Origin of the sequence: Streptomyces sp. ISL-98, from assembly GCF_018614055.1 — a bacterium.
GTDB lineage: Bacteria > Actinomycetota > Actinomycetes > Streptomycetales > Streptomycetaceae > Streptomyces > Streptomyces spiramyceticus.
In genome coordinates this window covers 109056-128204 of sequence record NZ_JAGGPB010000006.1, presented here as the reverse complement: position 1 = coordinate 128204, position 19149 = coordinate 109056, and the positions used below count along the sequence as shown (strand labels likewise).

Below are 19149 nucleotides of genomic sequence, written 5' to 3'. Positions count from 1 at the left end.
CCCAGGGCGGGCCCGGCCGTGGCCGTGCTGATTCTGAGGGCGCTGGAAGGGAAACATGCAGGTCGGAGTCGTCTCTTGAGAATTCTGCACACCTCCGACTGGCACCTCGGGCGGTCTTTCCACCGGGTGAACCTTCTCGAAGCCCAGGCCGCGTTCCTCGACCACCTGGTGGCGACGGTGCGCGAGCACGACGTGGACGCCGTGCTGGTGGCAGGTGACGTGTACGACCGGGCGGTGCCGCCGCTCGCCGCCGTCGAGCTCTTCGACCTGGCCCTGCACCGCCTCGCGGCCGAGGGCGTACCGACCGTCATGATCTCCGGAAATCACGACTCGGCCCGCAGGCTCGGCGTCGGCGCCGGACTCATCGACCGGGCCGGAATCCACCTCCGTACCGACCCGGCCGCCTGCGCCACGCCCGTCGTGCTCTCCGACGCACACGGCGAAGTCGCCTTCTACGGACTGCCGTATCTCGAACCGGCCCTGGTCCGCGAGGAGTTCAAGGCCGCGAAGGCAGGACACGAGGCCGTCATCGGGGCGGCCATGCAGCGCGTACGCGCCGACCTCGCCGCACGCCCCGAAGGCACCCGGTCCGTCGTCCTCGCACACGCCTTCGTCGCGGGCGGCAAACCGAGCGACAGCGAGCGCGACATCACGATCGGCGGCGTGGCCGCCGTCCCCGCCGGAGTCTTCGACGGCGTCGACTACGTGGCCCTCGGGCACCTGCACGGCTCCCAGGCCATCACCGAGCGCGTGCGCTACTCGGGCTCCCCGCTCGCGTACTCCTTCTCGGAGGCCGATCACCGCAAGACCATGTGGCTGGTCGACCTCGGGCCCGGCGGGGAGATCGCGGCTGAGCGCATCGACTGCCCGGTGCCCAGGACGGTCGCCCGGATCCGGGGCCGCCTGGAGGACCTCCTCGCCGACCCGGCACTGGAGCGCCACGAGGACGCGTGGACCGAGGCGACGCTGACCGATCCCGTACGCCCGGCCGAACCCATGGCACGCCTCTGCGCACGCTTCCCGCACACCATCAGCCTCGTCTTCGACCCCGAGCGAACCGCCGAGGACCCCCTCGCCTCGTACGCGCAGCGGCTCAGGGGCCGCGACGACCAGCAGATCGCGGAGGACTTCGTGGCGCATGTGCGCGGCGGCAGCGGTCCCGACGACCTCGAACGCACCGTGCTCTCGGGCGCGTTCGACGACGTACGCGTGGACGACGTCGTGCGCGAGGTCGCCCGATGAGACTGCACGCCCTGCAGATCACGGCCTTCGGGCCCTTCGGTGCCACCCAGGACGTCGACTTCGACGCGCTCAGCGCCGCCGGGCTCTTCCTGCTGCACGGACCAACCGGCGCCGGGAAGACCTCCGTACTCGACGCCGTCTGTTACGCGCTGTACGGCGCGGTGCCGGGCGCCCGCCAGAGTCCCGGCGCCTCGCTGCGCAGCGACCACGCCCCGCAGGACCTGCCGACCGAGGTCCGCCTCGAACTGACCGTCGGCGGGCGGCGGCTGGAGATCACCCGGCGGCCCGCACAGCCGCGCCCGAAGAAGAAGGGCACCGGCTTCACCACGGAGAAGGCACAGAGCCGGCTCCGCGAGTACGACCCCGACACGGGGTGGAAGGCGCTGAGCCGCTCCCACCAGGAGATCGGCGAGGAGATCACCCAGCTCGTCGGCATGAGCCGGGAGCAGTTCTGCCAGGTGGTGCTCCTTCCCCAGGGAGACTTCGCCCGCTTCCTGCGCGCCGACGCCGAAGCGCGCGGCAAGCTCCTCGGCCGCCTCTTCGACACCCGCCGCTTCGCCGCAGTCGAGGACCGTCTGGCCGAGCTGCGCCGCTCCGCCGAGCAGCAGGTGCGCAGCGGCGACGAGCGCCTCCTCGCCGTCGCGCAGCGGATGGCGCAGGCGGCGGGCGACAGCGCCGACGCCCGCGACTGGCCGCTGCCCGGCGCACAGCCGGGCGAGCCGGGACTTGCCGAAGCCGTACGGGAGTGGGCCGCGGTCGCGCGCAGCGGTGCGCGCGAGCGCCTCGACATCGCGGAGCTGGCCGTGACCGCCGCCGGAAGCAGGCAGGCCGCCGCCCGCCGCACGCTGGAGGACGAGCGCGAACTGGCCGCCCTTCAGCAGCGGTACGCCGATGCGCGCCAACGCGCCGACGTGCTCGAAGCCCGGCGCCCCGAGTACGAGCGGCTGCGCCAGCGGCAGGACCGCGCCCGCCGCGCCGACCGTGTCGCCCCCGCGCTGTTGCTGCGCGACGACGCCGAGCGGGAGCACCGCGCGGCGAGCACGGCCCGGGAGCGCTCGCGTGCCGTACTGCCGCCGGATCTCGCCGACGCCGGGGCCGAGCAGATCGCCGCGCTGGAGCGCAAGATCCGCCAGGACCTCGGCGGGCTCGAAGCCGCCCGCAGGGCCGAGCAGCGGAGCGAGGAGATCGGCTGGGAGCGCACCGTGCTGGAGCGGCAGGCCCGCGCCGACGACGAACTGCTCCGGGACGCCGCCGACTGGCTCGCCGGCTGGGACGCGACCCGCCGCCGCTGCCAGGAGCGCATCGAAGCCGCCCAGGAGGCGGTGACGCGCACGGAGCATTTGGCGGGCCGGCTCGAACCGGCCCGCCGCAGACTGGACGCCGCCCGCCGCCGCGACGCACTCGCCGAGCAGGTCACCGCCGCCGAGGACCGGCTGCGCACGTCCCGCGAGCGGGCCGCCGACGCACACGAGACGTGGCTCGACCTCAAGGAGCGCAGGCTGCGGGGGATCGCGGCCGAGCTGGCGGCCGGACTGAGCGAGGGGAAGCCGTGCGCGGTCTGCGGCTCCGCCGAACACCCGGAGCCGGCACGGCCCGCGGACGACCAGGTGGACCGCGCGGCGGAAGACGCGGCGTACACAGCGCACACGACCGCGGAGAGGGCGCGCGGCGAGGCGGAGCGCGCGCTGGCGACGGTGCGAGAGGCCTACGCGTCGGCGCGAGCCGAGGTGGGCGGGGGCGTCGGCGCTACGACGGCACCTTGGGAAGCAGCGGACTGGACCGCTGAGCCGGGCGGCACTGGCGGGGCGGGCAGCGCGAGCTCTGGCCCGGCGTCGGTGGGCACAGGGGTTTTGGCCGGGGAAGCGGTTGGCGCCGCTGGGGTCGACGGCCTGGGTGAGGGTGACGCGAGCTCTGGGCCGGAGCGGGCGGGTATCCGCGGTGTGAGTGGGGGTGCTGGTGGGGGCGCCGAGGCGGACGGCGGTTCCGGCGCCTTGGCCGGGGGCGTCTCCGCCGACCGGTCTTGCGACGTCGCCGTCAGTGAACTGGCCGCCCTCGTCGACGACTTGCGGCGCGAACACGCCGAGGCGCATGCCGTGGCCGGGGGCATGCACGACGCCCGCGAGGCGTTGCGCCGTGCCGAGCGTGAGCACGCCGGGCGCGTCGATGCCCAGCAGCAGGCGGATCGGCGCGTCGCCGCCAGGACCTCGCAGCGCGAAGCCCTCGACCGGGAACAGGCGTCGCTGGAAGCGGAGTTGGCCCGGGCCCGTGGTGACGCCGGGAGCGTCGCCGAGCATGCCGCGCTGCTGGAGCGCAGGGTGCGGTTCCTGGGCGAGGCCGCCGAAGCCGTACGGGCGCTCGAAACCACCGCGCGGCGCCTCAAGGAGGCCGACGACCGGCTCGCCGACGCCGCGTTCAAGGCCGGGTTCGACACGCCGAGCGCCGCGGCCGAGGCGTTGCTCGGCGACGCGGAGCAACGCGACCTCCAGCACGAACTCGACGCTTGGCAGCGTGAACAGGCCGCCGTCGCAGACCGGTTGGCCGAGCCGGACACCGCTGCCGCTGCCGCACGGCCCGACGCCGCGCCGCAGCAGGCCCAGGCCGCCTTCGACGCCGCGGAGCGCGGACTGCTCGATGCCGCTTCCGCCCTCGACGCCGCCCGCGAGCGCTGCGCCGCGCTCGACGGGCTGTCGCAGCAGGCCGCCGAGGAAATGCGACGCCTCGGCCCGCTGCGCGAGCAGTACGAGCGGGTTGCGCGCCTCGCCTCGCTCACCGCAGGCACCTCCGCCGACAACGAACGCAAAATGCGCCTGGAGTCGTACGTCCTGGCGGCCCGCCTCGAACAGGTCGCGGCCGCGGCCACCGCACGCCTCCAGCGCATGTCGTCGGGCCGCTACACCCTCGTCCACTCCGACGCCAGGTCCGGCGGACGCGGCCGCTCAGGGCTCGGTCTGCACGTCGTGGACGCCTGGACGGGCAGCGAACGCGACACGGCGACACTCTCCGGCGGCGAGACGTTCTTCGCCTCCCTGGCGCTCGCGCTGGGCCTCGCCGACGTCGTCACCGACGAGGCCGGCGGCGTACAGCTCGACACGCTCTTCATCGACGAGGGCTTCGGCAGCCTCGACGACCAGACCCTGGACGAGGTCCTCGACGTACTGGACTCGCTGCGCGAGCGGGACCGCAGTGTGGGCATCGTGAGCCATGTCGCCGACCTGCGCCGCCGCGTCACCACACAACTGGAGGTGGTGAAGGACCGGCACGGCTCCGTGGTGCGGCACCACATGACGGGAATCAGCGGCTGAGCGCCCGGCGCGGCAGCGGGGAGGAGTAGACGACGCTCGTGGTGACCGAGCCCAGCGAGCCGATCCGGCCCGAGATCTCTTCGAGGTGCTTCATCGAGCGGGCCGCGACCTTCAGTACGAAGCAGTCGTCGCCGGTGACGTGATGCGCCTCGAGCACCTCGGGCGTCACGTCCAGCAGGTCGTGGAAGGGCTTGTAGTTGCCGTGCGGATAGCGCAGCCGTACGAACGCCAGGATGGGCATGCCGAGCCGGTCCTGCTCGACGACGGCCGTGTAGCCCGAGATCACCCCGGCCTCTTCGAGCCGCCGTACCCGCTCCGTCACGGCGCTCGCGGACATGGAGACGGTGCGTGCCAGCTCGGTGAAACTGGCCCGGCCTTCGCTTTGCAGGGCTTCCAGAATGCGCCAGTCGGTGGCGTCCGGTGAATATCCGGTCATGCGGAGAGACAACAGGGAAACCAGCGGCAGATCAAGAGAAGAGCCGGGGAATCTCACTTCAGGAAGTTGATCACCGGTCGTAGATTTTGAGCCATGACAACGACACCGCTCAGCGCTCCCCAGGCCACCACGTCCGCCGCCACCGCTGCCGCCACGAACGCCGTTCTTCGCGTCCCGCCGGCTTCGCCCGCCGCCGCAGCCGCCTATTTCGGCGCCAGCCTGGCCTTCCACGCCGACGTGTCCGACGTCGCCTCCGTCCTCACCTCCGGCGACGAACCCGGCTTCGTCGTGATCGACTCCCGCTCGACCGAGTCGTGGGACCAGGGGCACATCCCCGGTGCCCTGCACCTGCCGACGGCGCTGATCCCCGCCCAGGCGGAGCGGCTTCTGGACAAGTCCGTCCCGGTCGTCACGTACTGCTGGGGCCCCGGCTGCAACGGCGGCACCCGCGCGGCCCTCGCCCTGGCCGAACTCGGCTACCAGGTCAAGGAGATGCTCGGCGGCATCGAGTACTGGATCCGCGAGGGTTTCGAGGTCGAGACGTGGGAGGGGCGGGAGCGGCGCGACGCCGATCCGCTGACGGCGCCCGTCGGCTCCGACAACTGCGGCTGCTGACCGCCGAGCGGTGCCGCATGGTTCCGTGCGACGGCGGCCGGGGCATAGAGCTGATCCGAACCCCGGCCGCCGATCCCTCACCCGTACAAACAGAGGTCAGAGCTTCGACAGCTCTTCCACCAGGTCGTCGAGGCCCAGCGACCCCTGCGAAAGCGCCGCCATGTGCCACGCCTTGGCGTCGAAGGCCTCGCCGTGTGCCTTGCGCGCGTTCTCGCGGCCCAGCAGCCAGGCCCGCTCGCCCAGCTTGTAGCCGATCGCCTGGCCCGGCATGGACAGATAGCGGGTCAGCTCGCTCTCCACGAAGTCCGCGGGGCGCCCGCTGTGCATGCCGAAGAACTCGTGCGCCAGCTCCGGCGTCCAGCGCTCGCCCGGGTGGAACGGCGAGTCCGCCGGGATCTCCAGCTCCAGGTGCATGCCGATGTCGACAATCACCCGCGTCGACCGCATCATCTGCGCGTCCAGGTAGCCGAGCCTGCGCTCCGGGTCGCCGAGGAAGCCCAGCTCGTCCATCAGCCGCTCCGCGTACAGCGCCCAGCCCTCGGCGTTGGCGCTGACCATGCCGACGGTCGCCTGGTAGCGGGACAGCTGGTCCGCCACGTGGACCCACTGCGCGAGCTGGAGGTGGTGGCCCGGGACACCCTCGTGGTACCAGGTCGACGTCAGGTCGTACACCGGGAAGCGCGTCTCGCCCATCGTCGGCAGCCAGGTGATGCCCGGGCGCGAGAAGTCCTCGGACGGTGTGGTGTAGTACGGGGCCGCCGCGCTGCCGGGGGGCGCGATGCGGGACTCCACCTTCCGTACGCGGTCGGCGAGTTCGAAGTGGGTACCGTCCAGTGCCGCGATCGCCTCGTCCATCAGGCTCTGCAGCCAGGCCCTGGTCTCCTCGACGCCCTCGATGTGCGTGCCGTGCTCGTCGAGCCAGGCCAGCGCCTCCCACGGGGTGGCCGCGCCGGGCAGGATTTTCTCGGCCTCGGCCTTCATCTCGCCGAGGAGCCGGTGGTATTCCGACCAGCCGTACGCGTACGCCTCGTCGAGGTCGAGGTCGGTGCCGTTGAAGTAGCGCGACCAGCGGGCGTACCGCTCACGGCCCACCGTGTCGGGCGCCCCCTTCACCGCCGGGGCGTACACATCGCGCATCCAGTCGCGCAGCGCGACGACCGCGTGGGTGGCGCCGAGCGCCGCCGCGTCCAGTTCGGCGCGCAGCGCGTCGGGGCCGGCCGCCGCGAAGTCCTCGAACCAGCCGCGCTCGGTGCCCGCCCACTCGGTCAGCTGGCCGGTGAACGTCTCCGTGGCGCGCGGCCCGCCGAGCAGCCCGCGTTCCATGCCGAGCGCGAGCGACGCCCGGTAGCCCTCAAGCGCCGACGGCACCGCGCGCAGCCGCTCGGCCACCGCGACCCAGTCCTCCTCGGTCTCGGTCGGCGTCACCGTGAAGACCCCGCGGATGCTGTGCGCGGGGGAGTGGAGGTTGCTGACGGTGCACAGACTCTCGCCCGCCTCGTGGACAGCGAGTTCGGCGGTCAGCCGCTCGCGCAGCAACCGGCCGCAGCGGCGCTCGGCGTCACTGTCCGCGCCGGTCAGCCGCTCCGCCTCGTCGAGCCCGGCGAGCGTGGTGCGAGCCAGCTCGGCGAGTGCCTCCTGCCCTGCGGGGGAGAAGTCCGGCAGCCTGCTGGAACTCTCCTTGACTCCCAGGTACGTGCCGAGGATCGGGTCGAGGGCGATGAGTGCGTCGACGTACGCGTCGGCGACCTGTCGGGGGAGCGCGCTGCTCGAAGTATCAGACATGCGGACATCCTCGTACGAGGATGAGCCCCGCGTCACTACCGTCCAGGGCGAGCGGCCTGATGCCGATGGTCTTGGGGCAGGGAGCTAAACCGGTGGCAGCAGAGGTCCGCAGTCCCAGGCCTGGAAGATCAACCGGGTCTCGACGCGGGCGACTTCCCGCTGCGAGGTGAACTCGTCGAGAACCAGGCGCTGCAAGTCCGCCGTGTCCTTTACCGCCACGTGGACCAGGTAGTCGTCGGGACCCGTGAGATGGAAGAGCGCACGCGACTCGGGCAGGGCGGTGATCCGTTCGACGAACGGGCCGATCAGCTCGCGGCGGTGCGGCCGTACCTGGACCGAAAGCAGCGCTTCAAGGCCACGGCCGAGTTTGGCCGGATCCAGACGCAGCTGATGCCCGAGAATCACGCCGCAGCGGCGCAGTCGCGCCACCCTGTCCAGGCAGGTCGACGGCGCGACTCCGACCTCTGCGGCCAGGTCACGGTAGGTGGTCCGGGCGTCGTTCTGCAGGAGGCGCAGTATGTGCAGATCGACCGGGTCGAGTGCGACAGTTTCGGCCATTGGCCGAACGTAACACGGACACTTTCCGCTACCCGTCGGTAGTTGTTCAGAGTGCGGCCATGAAGACCGACGCCTCGACCACACCCCGGGCCCTGGCCACAGAAGCCGTGCACGCCGGCCGTGAAGACCTCGCGGCCCTGGGCGTGCACGCCCCGCCGCTCGACCTGTCGACGACCTATCCGTCGTACGACAGTCGGGCGGAGGCTGCCAGAATCGACGAATTCGCCACCACCGGCGCGCAGCCGGACGGCCCGCCGATCTACGCACGGCTCGACAACCCGACCACCGCCCGCTTCGAGAGCGCCCTGGCCCGGCTCGAAGGCGCCGGGAGCGCCGTCGCCTTCGCCAGCGGCATGGCGGCCCTCACCGCCGTCCTTCTCGTACGTTCCTCCATGGGCCTGCGCCATGTGGTCGCCGTACGTCCGCTGTACGGATGCAGTGACCACCTGCTGAACGCCGGGCTGCTCGGTACCGAGGTGACCTGGGTCGATCCGGCGGGCATCGCCGACGCGATACGCCCCGACACCGGCCTGGTGATGGTCGAGACCCCGGCCAACCCGACGCTGGCGGAGGTCGACATCCGGGCGGTCGCGCAGGCCTGCGGGTCGGTGCCGCTGCTCGTCGACAACACGTTCGCGACGCCCGTGCTCCAGCGTCCCGTGGAGCACGGCGCGCGGATCGTGCTGCACAGCGCGACGAAGTACCTGGGCGGGCACGGCGACGTCATGGGCGGGGTGGTGGCCTGCGACGAGGAGTTCGCACGGCTGCTGCGGCAGGTGCGGTTCGCGACCGGCGGCGTACTGCATCCGCTGGCCGGATATCTGCTGCTGCGCGGGCTTTCCACCCTGCCGGTACGGGTGCGGGCGGCCTCGGCGACCGCGGCCGAGCTGGCCCGTCGGCTGGCCGCCGATCCGCGCGTGGCGAAGGTCCACTACCCGAAGGTGGGCGGCGCGATGGTGGCCTTCGATGTGCACGGAGACCCGCACGCGGTGATCGCGGGCGTACGGCTGATCACACCGGCCGTGAGTCTCGGCAGCGTGGACTCGCTGATCCAGCACCCGGCCTCCATCAGCCACCGCATTGTGGCCGAGGGAGACCGGCGGACCGCGGGCGTCAGCGACCGGCTGCTGCGGATGTCGGTCGGGCTCGAGGACACCGAGGACCTGTGGCGGGACCTGTGCGGGGCACTCAGCGCCGCTGGGCCTGCTGAGGTTGCTGGGTCGGCTGGGTCTGCTCGTACGGAAGGCGGGATCGTACGGTCGCTGCACTCAGCCGGGCTGTGACCACCAGCGTCCCCTCCTCGATCTGGTAGTCGAGCGGCAGGCCGAGGCCGCGCATGGCCGCGACCATAGCGGTGTTGGACGACTGGGTGACGGCGTAGACGCTCTCGCACCGAGCCTCCGCGGCCATGCCCACCAGACGGCCGAGGAGTTCGGAGCCGATGCCGCGGCGCTGCCAGGCATCCTCGACGAGCAGCGCGACCTCGGTCTCGTCACCGTCCCAGAGCAGATGCCCGAGGGCGACGAGGCGGCCGGACGCGGTCTGGACGGCGAGGGTGCGGCCGTAGCGCGGGCTGAGCAGGTGGCTCAGGTAGCGGTCGGCGTCGCCGACCGGGCCGTGGTACCGCAGGTTCAGGGTGCGGTCGCTGCAGCGGTCGTGCATCGCGCGGGCGGCTTCGAGGTCGTCGGGGCCTGCCCTGCGGACGGTGATCTCATTGCCCTCCGGGAGGGTCAGGATGTCCTCGCTGCGTGGCATACGGGGGCCGAGCCGGGCATCGAGCTCCACCAGGGCGCGGGCCCGGGCGAACTCGGTCGGGGTGAAGGGGAGATAGGGGCGCTCGATCGTGATGGCGCCGCCCGACGGGTCACGCAGCTTCATCACCGTGCTGTCGAGCACCCCTTCGACGGGTGCGGTCTCGCCGGTGGGGCGCCCGGTGAGGGTGGTGGCGGGCAGCGAGTGGATGGTGCAGCGGCCGAGCAACTGGCGCAGGGCCAGCGGCAGTTCAGCCGCATCCAGAGCGGTACGGGTGGCGAGACCGAGCACCCGGGTGGGCGCGTCCACCAGGTCGTGGGCGTCGGCGCGCTCCAGCCAGGTGTCGCTGCCGCCGGCGGCAGCGATCTCCAGGCTGAGCTGCGTGGCCTGGAGCATGGCGGGAGCGCGCAGCAGGAGCTCGTCGACGGTGCCCTCGGCGAGCGGATGCGTCTGGAGGGTGAGGATGTCCACCCGGTGCCTGGCCAGGGCAGTGCACAGCAGCGCCAGGCTGCCGGGCTCGTCCTTGACGGTGGTGCGCATCCGCCACAGCGCTGTGTCCGGGCCCGGCTCCGAGTTACCGGCCTCGCTCTTGTCGGACTTCCCGTCGCCGGGCGCGGCGGCCGGCGGGGAATGGCTGTGCCGTCGTGCCCACCACGTGTGGAATCCGGCCGTGGCTGTGAGGACCACGGCCGATGCGACGAGCAGGAACGGCCCGTCGGGCCCGTGCGCGACCATGTTCGCGATCGCGTCGGCGACGGCCACCGCGGTGAACAGGGCGGCCAGCTCGACGAGGTCCCGCCGCCAGTGGTGGGTACGGCGGGTCCTCTTCGCGGACGGCACGTCAGTTACGGGAGATGAGTCAGTCATTTTCGTCATGGCACCACTGTGGCCGACCGGTGTTGCGTGATCGCGAACGCTTTGTGACTGATGGGTTAAGTGTGCTTCTGGGAGTTTAGTGACCGTTTTCAACCATCTCTACGGTCTGCTCTGCGGTCCGTCTCTACTGGCCGACGAGGCCCGGCCGCAGCGTCTTGCTGAACAGCACCGCGCCGCCCTCGGCCCGCAACCGCACCGTCAGCTCACCGCTCCCGCCGTCGATCGCGACCTCGCCGAAGTGCTGAGGGGCCTCCATCGGCGACACGTTCGCCCGCGTCGGTGCCTTGAGGAAGACCTGGTCGGGACCGAAAGTGGCGTCGAGCCCGGTCGCCGGGAAGCCGCCCGCGGCCAGTGGGCCGGACACGAACTCCCAGAAGGGCGCGAAGTCCTTGAAGGCCGCGCGGGACGGGTCGTAGTGCTGGGCCGAGGTGTAGTGCACGTCGGCCGTGAGCCACAGGGTGCCGGTGATGCGGGCGTGCTTGATGTGCCTCAGCAGCTCCGCGATCTGGAGTTCCCGGCCCAGCGGCGCCCCGGGATCGCCCTGCGCGATCGCCTCGAAGTTGGCCGCCCCGTCCGGGACGACAATGCCCAGCGGCATGTCCGCCGCGATGACCTTCCAAACCGCGCGCGAGCGCGACAGCTCCCGCTTCAGCCACGCCAGTTGTTCGGCGCCGAGGATGCCGGTCGTGTCGTCCGGCCGGCGGCCGGGGGAGTTGGCATTGCGGTACGTCCGCATGTCGAGCACGAACACGTCGAGGAGCGGGCCCTGCCTGACGACCCGGTAGACGCGGCCGTCGCGGTCGCCGTCCTTGCCGCGCGCGGACAGCGTGGAGACTGGGAAGTACTCGCCGAACGCACGCATGGACCGGGCAGCCAGTACGTCCACGTTCTTCTCGGTGTAGCGGACGTCGTCGAGGATCTGGCCCGGGTACCAGTTGTTGCGTACCTCGTGGTCGTCCCACTGCACGATCGACGGCACCTGTGCGTTGAAGCGCCGCAGGTTCTCGTCCAGCAGGTTGTACCTGAAGTTCCCCCGGAACTCCGCCTGCGTCTCGGCGACCTTCGCCTTCTCCTCCGTGGTGATGTTCCGCCAGACCCGCCCGTCCGGCAGTGTCACTGTCGGCTTGATCACCCCGTCCGCGTATACGGTGTCGCCGCTGCACAGGAAGAAGTCCGGGTCGAGACGGCGCATTTCGTCGTACGCGCGGAAGCCGCCGATGTCCGGGTTGATCCCCCAGCCCTGCCCGGCTATGTCGCCGGACCACAGGAAACGGACGCCGTCGCGACGCTTCGCCGAGGCCGTACGGAACGTCCCGTAGGCCGGCTCCCCGGTGCGACGCGGATCGTCGGGATCGGCCAGGACCACGCGGTAGTACACCTGTTCGCCCGAGGGGAGACCCCGCAGCGGTGTCGTCCCGGTGAAGTCCGTACCCGCCCCGAGCAGGGGACCGTGCCATCTGCGGGAGTGGCGGAACGATTCGGTAGCCGACGTCTCCACGATCATCCGGGCCGGGCGGTCGGACCGTACCCACACCAGCCCGGAGGAGGCGGTGACATCGCCCGTCTGTACGCCCCATCCGGCGCGCGGCCGCCCGGAGAGTGCCAGGGCGGGCGCCGCCGCCGCGCCGACTGCGGGCAACGCCAGCGCGGCCGATGCGGCGAGCGAGCCGCGCAGAAGGGAGCGTCGGTCGGGGGACAGGCTCTGCGGTCGGTACGGCATCGATGCGCCTCCAGGGGCGATTCGGTCGGGTCCGGTGTGCGACGCCATGCCTAGTGCCCGGCCACGGCGACCACGCGAACCCCAAGTGAACAACCGGCCCCAGAGAAGGGGAACCGGTTCGACGACCCGGTTCGACGACCCACAGATGTCGCGCAGGCAAGCGGCGGCCAATCGGAGCCGTACGCCGCCGAATTGGTCTCCGACAGCGCCATGGAAGTGGACCTTAAAGGAGGCCGGTTCACTGCCTAGCGTGGGTTCCATGAACGCCACATCCGTAAGAGGGTCGCTGTTCGCCGCCTTCGCCTGTGTCCTGGTCGGCGGTTCCTTCACCGCCAACAGTGTCCTCGGCGACTATCCGTACGCGGGGGGCCAGGCAATCCGCTACGGCCTTGCCTGCCTGCTCCTCCTGCCACTCCTTGGCCGCGGCGGCACCGCACCGCTGCGGAAACTGACCCGCCGCCAGTGGGGCAGGATCGCCCTGCTCGCCGCCGTAGGAATGGTCGGCTTCAACCTGGCCGTCCTCGCCGCGGAACGCACCGCCGAGCCGGCCGTCCCCGGCGTCTTCGTCGGCTGCGCCCCGGTGGTCGTCGCCGTGCTCGTGCCCCTCCTGGACCGCCGACGCCCCACCCGGCTCGTCGTGTACGGCGCCCTGCTGGTTGCCGCCGGAGCCTTCACGGTGCAGGGGTGGGGGCGTACCGACGCGGCCGGGATCGGCTGGTCCGTCGCGGCGCTTGCCGGGGAGGTCGGGTTCGCCGTCATCGCCGTGCCCGTGCTGCGGCCCCTCGGCCCCAAGCTGCTGTCTGCCGCGGGCTGCGGTGTCGCCGCCGTCGAATCCACTCTGATCGGCGTGCTGCACGACGGCGCCGACTGGCTGCGGATGCCCAGTCCCGGTGAGGGCGTTGCGCTGGTGTGGCAGGCCGTGGTCGTCACCGTCGTCGGCTTCGTTTGCTGGTACATGGGCGTGCAGCGGATCGGTGCCGAGCGGGCCACGCTCTTCTCCGGGCTGATTCCCGTCGCGGCCGCGATGACCGCACCGCTGGTCGGGACCGGGGCGTACGGTGCGGCGCAGATCGCGGGCAGCGCGCTGGTGTGTGCCGGTGTGGGGCTCGGATCGGGCGCGTTCGGCAAACGCCCCGGGCCGGTCGTATCGGCTGCCGCACCCGCCGCACCCGCCGTGTCAGCTGCTGGTGTCGAGGATGACGCGGGCCACCAGCGCGGGGTCGTCGTTCATCGGGACGTGGCCGCAGCGGGGGAGCCTGACCAGCCGGGCGCCGGGTATGGCGCGCTTGGCCCGGACGCCCTGCCGGCGAAGCAGCAGCCGGTCCTTGCTGCCCCACGCGACGGTGACGGGTATGCCGGGCACGTCGTCGGTGAACAGGACTGAACCCCCTGTCGCCAGGGTCTGGCTGAACCCGGTCGCGTCGCGCAGTGCCAGGGTCTCCGCGACGACGGCCTCCGGTGAACGTCGCCCGGGCCGCGCGTAGATGGTGCTGGTGAGCGCCGCACGCCCGGCGGCCGTACCCGCCAGGCGTTCGATGAGCGGCAGCGGCAGGGCCTGCGCCCCGAAGCGCATTCCGCGCAGCGCCCCGAAGGCGTACCGGCGCTCGCTCTGCGACCAGAAACCTGCGGGGGAGAGGGCCGTCACCGACCGTACGAGCTTGTGGCGGCCCAACTCCAGGGCGAGCAGGCCGCCGAGAGAGTTCCCCGCGACGTGCGGGCGCTCGATGCCGAGCGCCTCGCACAGTGCGCCGAGTGTGGGGACCACCGTCGACAGGTCGTAGGACAGCCCGTCGGGAAGCGCGGGCGACTCGCCGAAACCGGGCAGGTCCACCGCGATCACATCGCGCTCGGCGGCCAGTGCGGAGAACACCGGCTCCCAGGCCTGCCAGTGATGGCCGATGCCGTGCAGCAGAAGGAGCGGCTCGCCGGCGCCAGCCCGTTCGTATGCGACGGAAAGGGTGTGACTGCCGGTGGCGGACTCGGTCGTGAAGGAGACCTTTGCGGCCATGCTGCTGCTCCCTGGGGTCGGGGTCGGCGTTTAGACACCGCGTCAACAACAATTACCGCTCAGTAGCTTGGAGTTCAAGGGGCCGACCCGTACCGGCCACTGTGCTCTGTCCCGCACCGGTACAGCCTGGACAGCGTGGAAGTGGTCGGCTGGGATGGGGGACGTGACTGCCGACACCGTGACCGACGTCTTCGAAGAGCACCGGCCCGTCCTGACCGGAGTGGCCTACCGGATGCTCGGCCGGGTGGCCGACGCCGAGGACGTCGTACAGGAGGCGTGGCTGCGCTGGTCGGCCGAGACGCGCGACGACGTGCGGGAACCACGGGCCTACCTGGTGCGCGTGACCACCAGGCTCGCGATCGACCGGCTGCGGCACGTACAGGCGCGGCGCGAGGCGTACGTCGGACCGTGGCTGCCGGAGCCGGTCGTGACCCACTTCGGGGCCACCGTCCCGGACACCGCCGAGCACGCGACGCTCGCCGACTCCGTATCGCTCGCGGTCCTCGTCGTCCTCGAATCGCTCTCGCCGCTGGAACGCGCCGTTTTCGTCCTGCGGGAGGCGTTCGGCTTTCCGTACGCAGAGATCGCCGCCACGCTCGACCGCTCGGAATCGGCCGTACGACAGCTGGCGGGACGTGCGCGCCGGCATGTCGAGGAGGGCAGGCCCCGGTTCGACGTCGACCCGGCCGAGCGCCGCGACGTCACCGAGCGCTTCCTCGCCGCCGCGTCAGGAGGGGACCTCGACGCACTGCTCTCGCTGCTTGCGCCGGACGTCCGGCTGGTGGGCGACAGCGGCGGAAAGGCGAAGGCGCCGCTGCGGGTCGTGCAGAGCGCCGACAAGGTGGGTCGATTCCTCTTCTCGGTGGCCAAGCAGCCCATCGCGCAGAGCGAGTTCCGGTTCCTGGAGCTCAACGGCGGGCCGGCTCTGCTGGTCCTGTCCGGCGGAGTGCCGGATGCCGTCTTCCAGCTGGATGTGGTGGACGGTCTGGTCCAGTGCGTCTATATCGTGCGCAACCCCGACAAAATTGCCGCACTTGCCCCGTAAAGTCCGTGTTTGTCTCCCGGGATTGGTCTTGACCAAGGGGGACCGCAGACTTATGGTCGCAGAGTTAGTGCAGGAACCTTTAATAAACAAGGGCGCGGAAAGCCATCACGGGCCCGTCACGGACATGTCCGTGGGCACGTCCGCGGATGCGTTCGCGGACACGTTTGCGGACACGGAGATTGCGGAGGATCAGGGTGGGGACCACGCAGCTCGACACTGTGCCGGAGCCGAAGTACTGGCACCTCAAGACCGTCCTCAGCGAGGCACTCGACTCCGATTTCGCGGTCGGAGAGATCCTGCCCAACGAGCGTGAACTCGCCGCGCGCTTCGGCGTCGCCCGCGCCACGCTCCGCCAGGCCCTGGAACAGCTGGAGCTGGAAGGCCGCCTCCAGCGCCGCCGCGGCGTCGGTACGACAGTCGCCCCGCCGCGCATGGGCGTCGACGTCGGAAGTTCAGAGCACGGGTGGCCCGGTGCCGCCGGTGACGCCTGGCAGCCCGTCGACTGCACGGATGCAGTGCCCCCGGGGGCGGTGGCGCGACTGCTCGACGTGGCGGGCGAGCGCGAGGTGCACACGGTGCGCCGGATCCGGGTGACCCACGGCCAGCCGGTCGCGGCCGAGCTGCTGTACGTCCCTTTCGCGTCCGTGCCCGAACTGCCCGCCATCGAAGCCCCGTCCGGAGCGGCACGCGCGCGCAGCGTGCTGCGGGAGCTGCAGCGCCTCGGAATGGACGGCCAGGACCGCGCCGTCGAGCTCGGCTCCGCCCGCGCCGACGACGCGAAGGAACTGGACCGGCTTCCCGGGGCGCCCGTCCTCGTCGTCACCACGCGCTACTTCGCCGAGGGCAGGACTGCCGCGGTCTCGGTCGCCACGTACCGGGCCGACACCTGCCGGCTCACCTTCGGTGACTCGGGCGACCTGGAGATCAGTCACCACACGCAGGAGCGCAAGGCGTCCTGATCTCTCGTCCCGCTGCTGAACTTCGGGCGGCCCGTCGCACTCAGCGGCGGGCCGTTACCGTTCCCTCGACGGCGAAAAGCTGCTCCTCGACGTGGTCGAGGGCGAGGCGCAGCGCGCCGGTCGCCACGGCCGCCTCACCGAGCAGGGACAGCGCCACCCGCGGCGGACGCAGGCAGTAGCGCTCCAACTCGCCGCGCAGCGGCTCCAGTACGCCGTCCAGACCGGCCGCCCACCCGCCGACCACGACCAGCTCGGGGTCGAGCGCGAGGACCAGCGCCGCCACATCGTGCACCAGGCGCCGGATGAACCGCTCGACGGCCTGCTGTGCGCCCGCGTCTCCCTGCCTGGCCTGCCGGAACACCGCGGCCACCGCCTGCTCGTCCAGCGGATGCAGCGGCTCGTCCGTCGTCGACAGCAGCCTCTCCGGCGTGACCTCGCGGCCCAGCAGGTGCAGCGCGCCGATCTCGCCGGCCGCGCCGCCGAAGCCGCGGTGCAGCCGCCCGCCGATCAGCGAACCCGCGCCCGGGCTCAGCCCGGCCATGACGAACACGATGTCGTCGGATTCGACGGCGGCGCCCTTCCAGTGCTCGGCGACCGCCGCGGCGTTGGCGTCGTTCTCGACCAGCACGGGACAGCGGAAGGAGCGCCGGAGCCGCTCGCCGAGCGGCAGCCCGGTCCAGTCCGGCAGCGCGGTACCCAGCCGAACGGTCCCGTCCGCCTCCACGATGCCGGGAGTGCCGACGCCGACGGCGCGCAGCGAACCGCGCGCGACGCCGGCACGGCGCAGCACGTCGGCGACCATGGCCCGTACCCGGTCGAGCCGCTCGTCCGCCGACGCGGTCTCGGACACCTCGCGGGAGCCGGCTCCGATGACGCGGCCGTCGAGGCCGGAGAGCAGGGCGGCGATCCGGTGCGGACCGATCTCGACGCCCATCAGGTGGCCCGCCTCGGCCCGGAACCGGAACCTGCGCGCGGGCCGCCCCTGGCGTCGAGCCTCACCTTCTTCGGGCGGGGCTTCGACGACGAGGCCGGTCACCATCAGCCCTTCGACGACACCCTCGACCGTCGGCCGGGACAGCCCGGTGACGCGGGTCAGGTCGGTGAGGGTGGGGGAGCCGGCGCCCCGCAGGGCGTGCAGGACCACGGCGGAATTGATCCGCCGCAGCAGAGAGGGGTCCCCGCCGGTCAACCGCCCCACGGTGTTTCCTCCCAGCTCGTCGCGTGTTTGCCGGATCGTACTCGCTGGTTCCGGAGCACAGCGAGCCGCGCCCGGGCAGGTTTCCGCACCGGGGCCGGATCAGCTCGGGGCTACGAAGCCGGAGTCGTATGCGGCGATCACCGCTTGGGTGCGGTCCCGGGCGCCCAACTTGGCCAGTACGGCGCTGACATGGGTCTTCACCGTCTCGCTGCCGACGACGAGCTTCCCGGCGATCTCGGCGTTGGACAGCCCGCGGGCCATGAGCCGGAGAACCGCTTCCTCCCGCTCGGTGAGCGCGGCCCGGTCCAGGGCCGCGCGCGCCTTGTTGCTGCCGTACTCGGCGGCGAGGGCGCGGACGGCGGCGGGGAACAGCAGCGACTCGCCCTCGGCGACGAGCCGCACCGCATTCACAATCTCGGTCGGCCGGGCGCGCTTGAGCAGAAAGCCGTCGGCCCCGGCCCGCAGCGCCTCGTACACGTACTCGTCGTTCTCGAATGTCGTCATCACCCTGGCGGGCCCGTGGACGGGGCTCGCAGTCACCGCGGCCTGGGCAGCTGCGGCGCTGCTCGTCGGATGGTGGGCCCTGCGGCGCCGCGACGCCTGACCGGAAGGCCAACTGCCGGTAGACCAATTGTCAGTGCCGGGCGGTTTACTGACGGCATGAGCACCGCACGGTATCTCGCCACCATCGATCTGCTGCGCGCCCGCGCCTTCCCCGCGGCGTGTGGCAGAAGCGAGCACGGCACCAGCGGGCCGGGATTCCACATCGCCGAGCTGGACACCAGCGAGGACTTCTGGGAGGACGACGGCACGCGGCGCGAAGACGTCGCCGCACAGTTCGAAGCGGAGTGCGAAGCGCTGGCGGTTCTGCTGAGCGGGCGCTGGGGACAGCCGCAGCAGTTCAGCCTTTGGAGCCTGTTAGCGCGTGGCTTCGACGGAGAGGACATACCGGACCCATGGAACGGGCTGAGCAACTCCGTCCCGTACGTGTACATCTGGCAGGTCGACGGTCACTGGATCGCCCTGGGAGTCTCCCACTGGGACAAGGAGCTCCCGTTCCAGCTGGTGGCCGTCGTCACCGAGACGGACCCGCCTTAAGGGGCTGGTCGGGTACGCCTTCCGCCGCGGCCCGCAGCCTGGCGTACTCCTCGGCCATGGTCTGTGCTGTCCAGTGGGCGTTGAGCCCGCTGGGGTTGGGCAGCGCCCAGACCCGGGTCTCGCCGATCATTCGCTCCTGCGGCCCGACGACGGCCTTCCGTTCGCCGAAGGCAGTGCGGTACGCGGTGATGCCGACGACCGCGAGCCACTGTGGCCGGAGCAGTTCGACCTTCGCGGTCAGGAGCCGCCCGCCCTCGCGGAACTCCTCGTCGCTGATCTCGTCGGCCCGTGCGCTGGCCCGCGCCACCACATTGGTGATGCCGAGACCGTATGAGAGCAACTCGTCCTGTTCCGCCGGCCTCAGCTGCCGTGGGGTGAAGCCGGAGAGGTGCAGCACCGGCCAGAAGCGGTTGCCCGGGCGGGCGAAGTGGTGGCCCGTCACGGCCGACATCAGGCCCGGGTTGATGCCGCAGAAGAGGACACGCAGGCCGCCCGCGACCACATCGGGAACGAGGCGGTCGCGGGCGGCCAGGAGCTCTTCGGGTGTCATGCCGTGCG

At 71.7% G+C, this 19149-nt stretch carries 15 protein-coding genes and 2 pseudogenes; 8 read left to right on the top strand and 9 right to left on the bottom strand.

Translation table 11 applies throughout. The annotated features are described in order from the left end of the window. The first annotated feature begins 75 nt into the window (after positions 1-75). On the top strand, positions 76-1242 hold the full coding sequence (locus J7I98_RS07485) for an exonuclease SbcCD subunit D (RefSeq protein ID WP_214919797.1): 1167 nt from the start codon (positions 76-78) through the stop codon (positions 1240-1242). Next, positions 1239-4544: an AAA family ATPase gene (locus J7I98_RS07480; RefSeq protein WP_214919796.1), complete on the top strand. Its 3306-nt coding sequence runs from the start codon at positions 1239-1241 to the stop codon at positions 4542-4544. The genes J7I98_RS07485 and J7I98_RS07480 overlap by 4 nt, the downstream gene beginning before the upstream one ends. Here the strand turns inward: J7I98_RS07480 and J7I98_RS07475 are convergent. Then, positions 4534-4980: an Lrp/AsnC family transcriptional regulator gene (locus tag J7I98_RS07475; RefSeq protein ID WP_214919795.1), complete on the bottom strand. Its 447-nt coding sequence runs from the start codon at positions 4978-4980 to the stop codon at positions 4534-4536. The genes J7I98_RS07480 and J7I98_RS07475 overlap by 11 nt on opposite strands. Before the next feature lie 93 nt (positions 4981-5073). Between J7I98_RS07475 and J7I98_RS07470 the strand changes: the two genes are divergently transcribed. After that, positions 5074-5595: a rhodanese-like domain-containing protein gene (locus tag J7I98_RS07470; RefSeq protein WP_214919794.1), complete on the top strand. Its 522-nt coding sequence runs from the start codon at positions 5074-5076 to the stop codon at positions 5593-5595. A gap of 96 nt (positions 5596-5691) precedes the next feature. On the opposite strand, the gene J7I98_RS07465 is transcribed toward J7I98_RS07470, so the two are convergent. Next, a complete protein-coding gene (locus tag J7I98_RS07465) occupies positions 5692-7377 on the bottom strand; it encodes a DUF885 domain-containing protein (protein WP_214919793.1) in 1686 nt (561 codons plus the stop codon). An 84-nt stretch (positions 7378-7461) separates the two neighbouring features. After that, positions 7462-7935 (bottom strand): Lrp/AsnC family transcriptional regulator, encoded by a 474-nt coding sequence (locus J7I98_RS07460; RefSeq protein WP_214919792.1) that lies wholly within the window; start codon positions 7933-7935, stop codon positions 7462-7464. 59 nt (positions 7936-7994) lie between these two features. On the opposite strand from J7I98_RS07460, the gene J7I98_RS07455 reads away from it, so the two are divergent. Then, positions 7995-9218 (top strand): PLP-dependent aspartate aminotransferase family protein, encoded by a 1224-nt coding sequence (locus J7I98_RS07455; RefSeq protein ID WP_214919791.1) that lies wholly within the window; start codon positions 7995-7997, stop codon positions 9216-9218. On the opposite strand, the gene J7I98_RS07450 is transcribed toward J7I98_RS07455, so the two are convergent. Both J7I98_RS07450 and J7I98_RS07445 read right to left on the bottom strand, forming a co-directional pair. Continuing rightward, entirely contained in the window at positions 9124-10563 is a 1440-nt protein-coding gene (locus J7I98_RS07450) for a GNAT family N-acetyltransferase (protein WP_251020274.1), read from the bottom strand. The genes J7I98_RS07455 and J7I98_RS07450 overlap by 95 nt on opposite strands. Before the next feature lie 124 nt (positions 10564-10687). After that, entirely contained in the window at positions 10688-12283 is a 1596-nt protein-coding gene (locus J7I98_RS07445) for an alkaline phosphatase (RefSeq protein WP_214919790.1), read from the bottom strand. A 46-nt stretch (positions 12284-12329) separates the two neighbouring features. Between J7I98_RS07445 and J7I98_RS07440 the strand changes: the two are divergent. Further along, positions 12330-13379 (top strand): annotated as a pseudogene (locus tag J7I98_RS07440) (DMT family transporter); the annotation flags it as partial. Positions 13380-13460: 81 nt separating this feature from the next. On the opposite strand, the gene J7I98_RS07435 reads toward J7I98_RS07440, so the two are convergent. Beyond that, positions 13461-14291, bottom strand: coding sequence for an alpha/beta fold hydrolase (locus tag J7I98_RS07435; protein WP_214919789.1), 831 nt, complete (start codon positions 14289-14291; stop codon positions 13461-13463). A gap of 163 nt (positions 14292-14454) precedes the next feature. On the opposite strand from J7I98_RS07435, the gene sigJ reads away from it, so the two are divergent. Together sigJ and J7I98_RS07425 are read left to right on the top strand one after the other, a co-directional pair. Next, on the top strand, positions 14455-15336 hold the full coding sequence (gene sigJ, locus J7I98_RS07430; RefSeq protein WP_214919788.1) for an RNA polymerase sigma-70 factor: 882 nt from the start codon (positions 14455-14457) through the stop codon (positions 15334-15336). Between the two features lie 194 nt (positions 15337-15530). Then, positions 15531-16295 (top strand): GntR family transcriptional regulator, encoded by a 765-nt coding sequence (locus J7I98_RS07425; protein WP_214919787.1) that lies wholly within the window; start codon positions 15531-15533, stop codon positions 16293-16295. Positions 16296-16335: 40 nt separating this feature from the next. Here the strand turns inward: J7I98_RS07425 and J7I98_RS07420 are convergent, their stop codons facing one another. Both J7I98_RS07420 and J7I98_RS07415 read right to left on the bottom strand, forming a co-directional pair. Beyond that, positions 16336-17493 (bottom strand): ROK family protein, encoded by a 1158-nt coding sequence (locus J7I98_RS07420; protein ID WP_214919786.1) that lies wholly within the window; start codon positions 17491-17493, stop codon positions 16336-16338. A 99-nt stretch (positions 17494-17592) separates the two neighbouring features. Then, positions 17593-18000 (bottom strand): annotated as a pseudogene (locus tag J7I98_RS07415) (LuxR C-terminal-related transcriptional regulator); the annotation flags it as partial. 153 nt (positions 18001-18153) lie between these two features. Here J7I98_RS07415 and J7I98_RS07410 point away from each other — a divergent pair. Beyond that, positions 18154-18591, top strand: coding sequence for a hypothetical protein (locus tag J7I98_RS07410; protein ID WP_214919785.1), 438 nt, complete (start codon positions 18154-18156; stop codon positions 18589-18591). On the opposite strand, the gene mug is transcribed toward J7I98_RS07410, so the two are convergent. Beyond that, positions 18569-19141, bottom strand: coding sequence for a G/U mismatch-specific DNA glycosylase (mug, locus tag J7I98_RS07405; protein WP_214919784.1), 573 nt, complete (start codon positions 19139-19141; stop codon positions 18569-18571). The two genes, J7I98_RS07410 and mug, sit on opposite strands and share 23 nt — an antisense overlap. Positions 19142-19149 lie beyond the last annotated feature (8 nt).

Excerpts from the sequence above, each read along its gene's own strand:
- J7I98_RS07480 (WP_214919796.1), top strand. The coding sequence starts at position 1,239 with ATGAGACTGCACGCCCTGCAGATCACGGCCTTCGGGCCCTTCGGTGCC.
- J7I98_RS07475 (WP_214919795.1), bottom strand. The coding sequence starts at position 4,980 with ATGACCGGATATTCACCGGACGCCACCGACTGGCGCATTCTGGAAGCC.
- J7I98_RS07470 (WP_214919794.1), top strand. The coding sequence starts at position 5,074 with ATGACAACGACACCGCTCAGCGCTCCCCAGGCCACCACGTCCGCCGCC.
- J7I98_RS07465 (WP_214919793.1), bottom strand. The coding sequence starts at position 7,377 with ATGTCTGATACTTCGAGCAGCGCGCTCCCCCGACAGGTCGCCGACGCG.
- J7I98_RS07460 (WP_214919792.1), bottom strand. The coding sequence starts at position 7,935 with ATGGCCGAAACTGTCGCACTCGACCCGGTCGATCTGCACATACTGCGC.
- J7I98_RS07455 (WP_214919791.1), top strand. The coding sequence starts at position 7,995 with ATGAAGACCGACGCCTCGACCACACCCCGGGCCCTGGCCACAGAAGCC.
- J7I98_RS07450 (WP_251020274.1), bottom strand. The coding sequence starts at position 10,563 with ATGACGAAAATGACTGACTCATCTCCCGTAACTGACGTGCCGTCCGCG.
- J7I98_RS07445 (WP_214919790.1), bottom strand. The coding sequence starts at position 12,283 with ATGCCGTACCGACCGCAGAGCCTGTCCCCCGACCGACGCTCCCTTCTG.
- J7I98_RS07435 (WP_214919789.1), bottom strand. The coding sequence starts at position 14,291 with ATGGCCGCAAAGGTCTCCTTCACGACCGAGTCCGCCACCGGCAGTCAC.
- J7I98_RS07410 (WP_214919785.1), top strand. The coding sequence starts at position 18,154 with ATGAGCACCGCACGGTATCTCGCCACCATCGATCTGCTGCGCGCCCGC.
- mug (WP_214919784.1), bottom strand. The coding sequence starts at position 19,141 with ATGACACCCGAAGAGCTCCTGGCCGCCCGCGACCGCCTCGTTCCCGAT.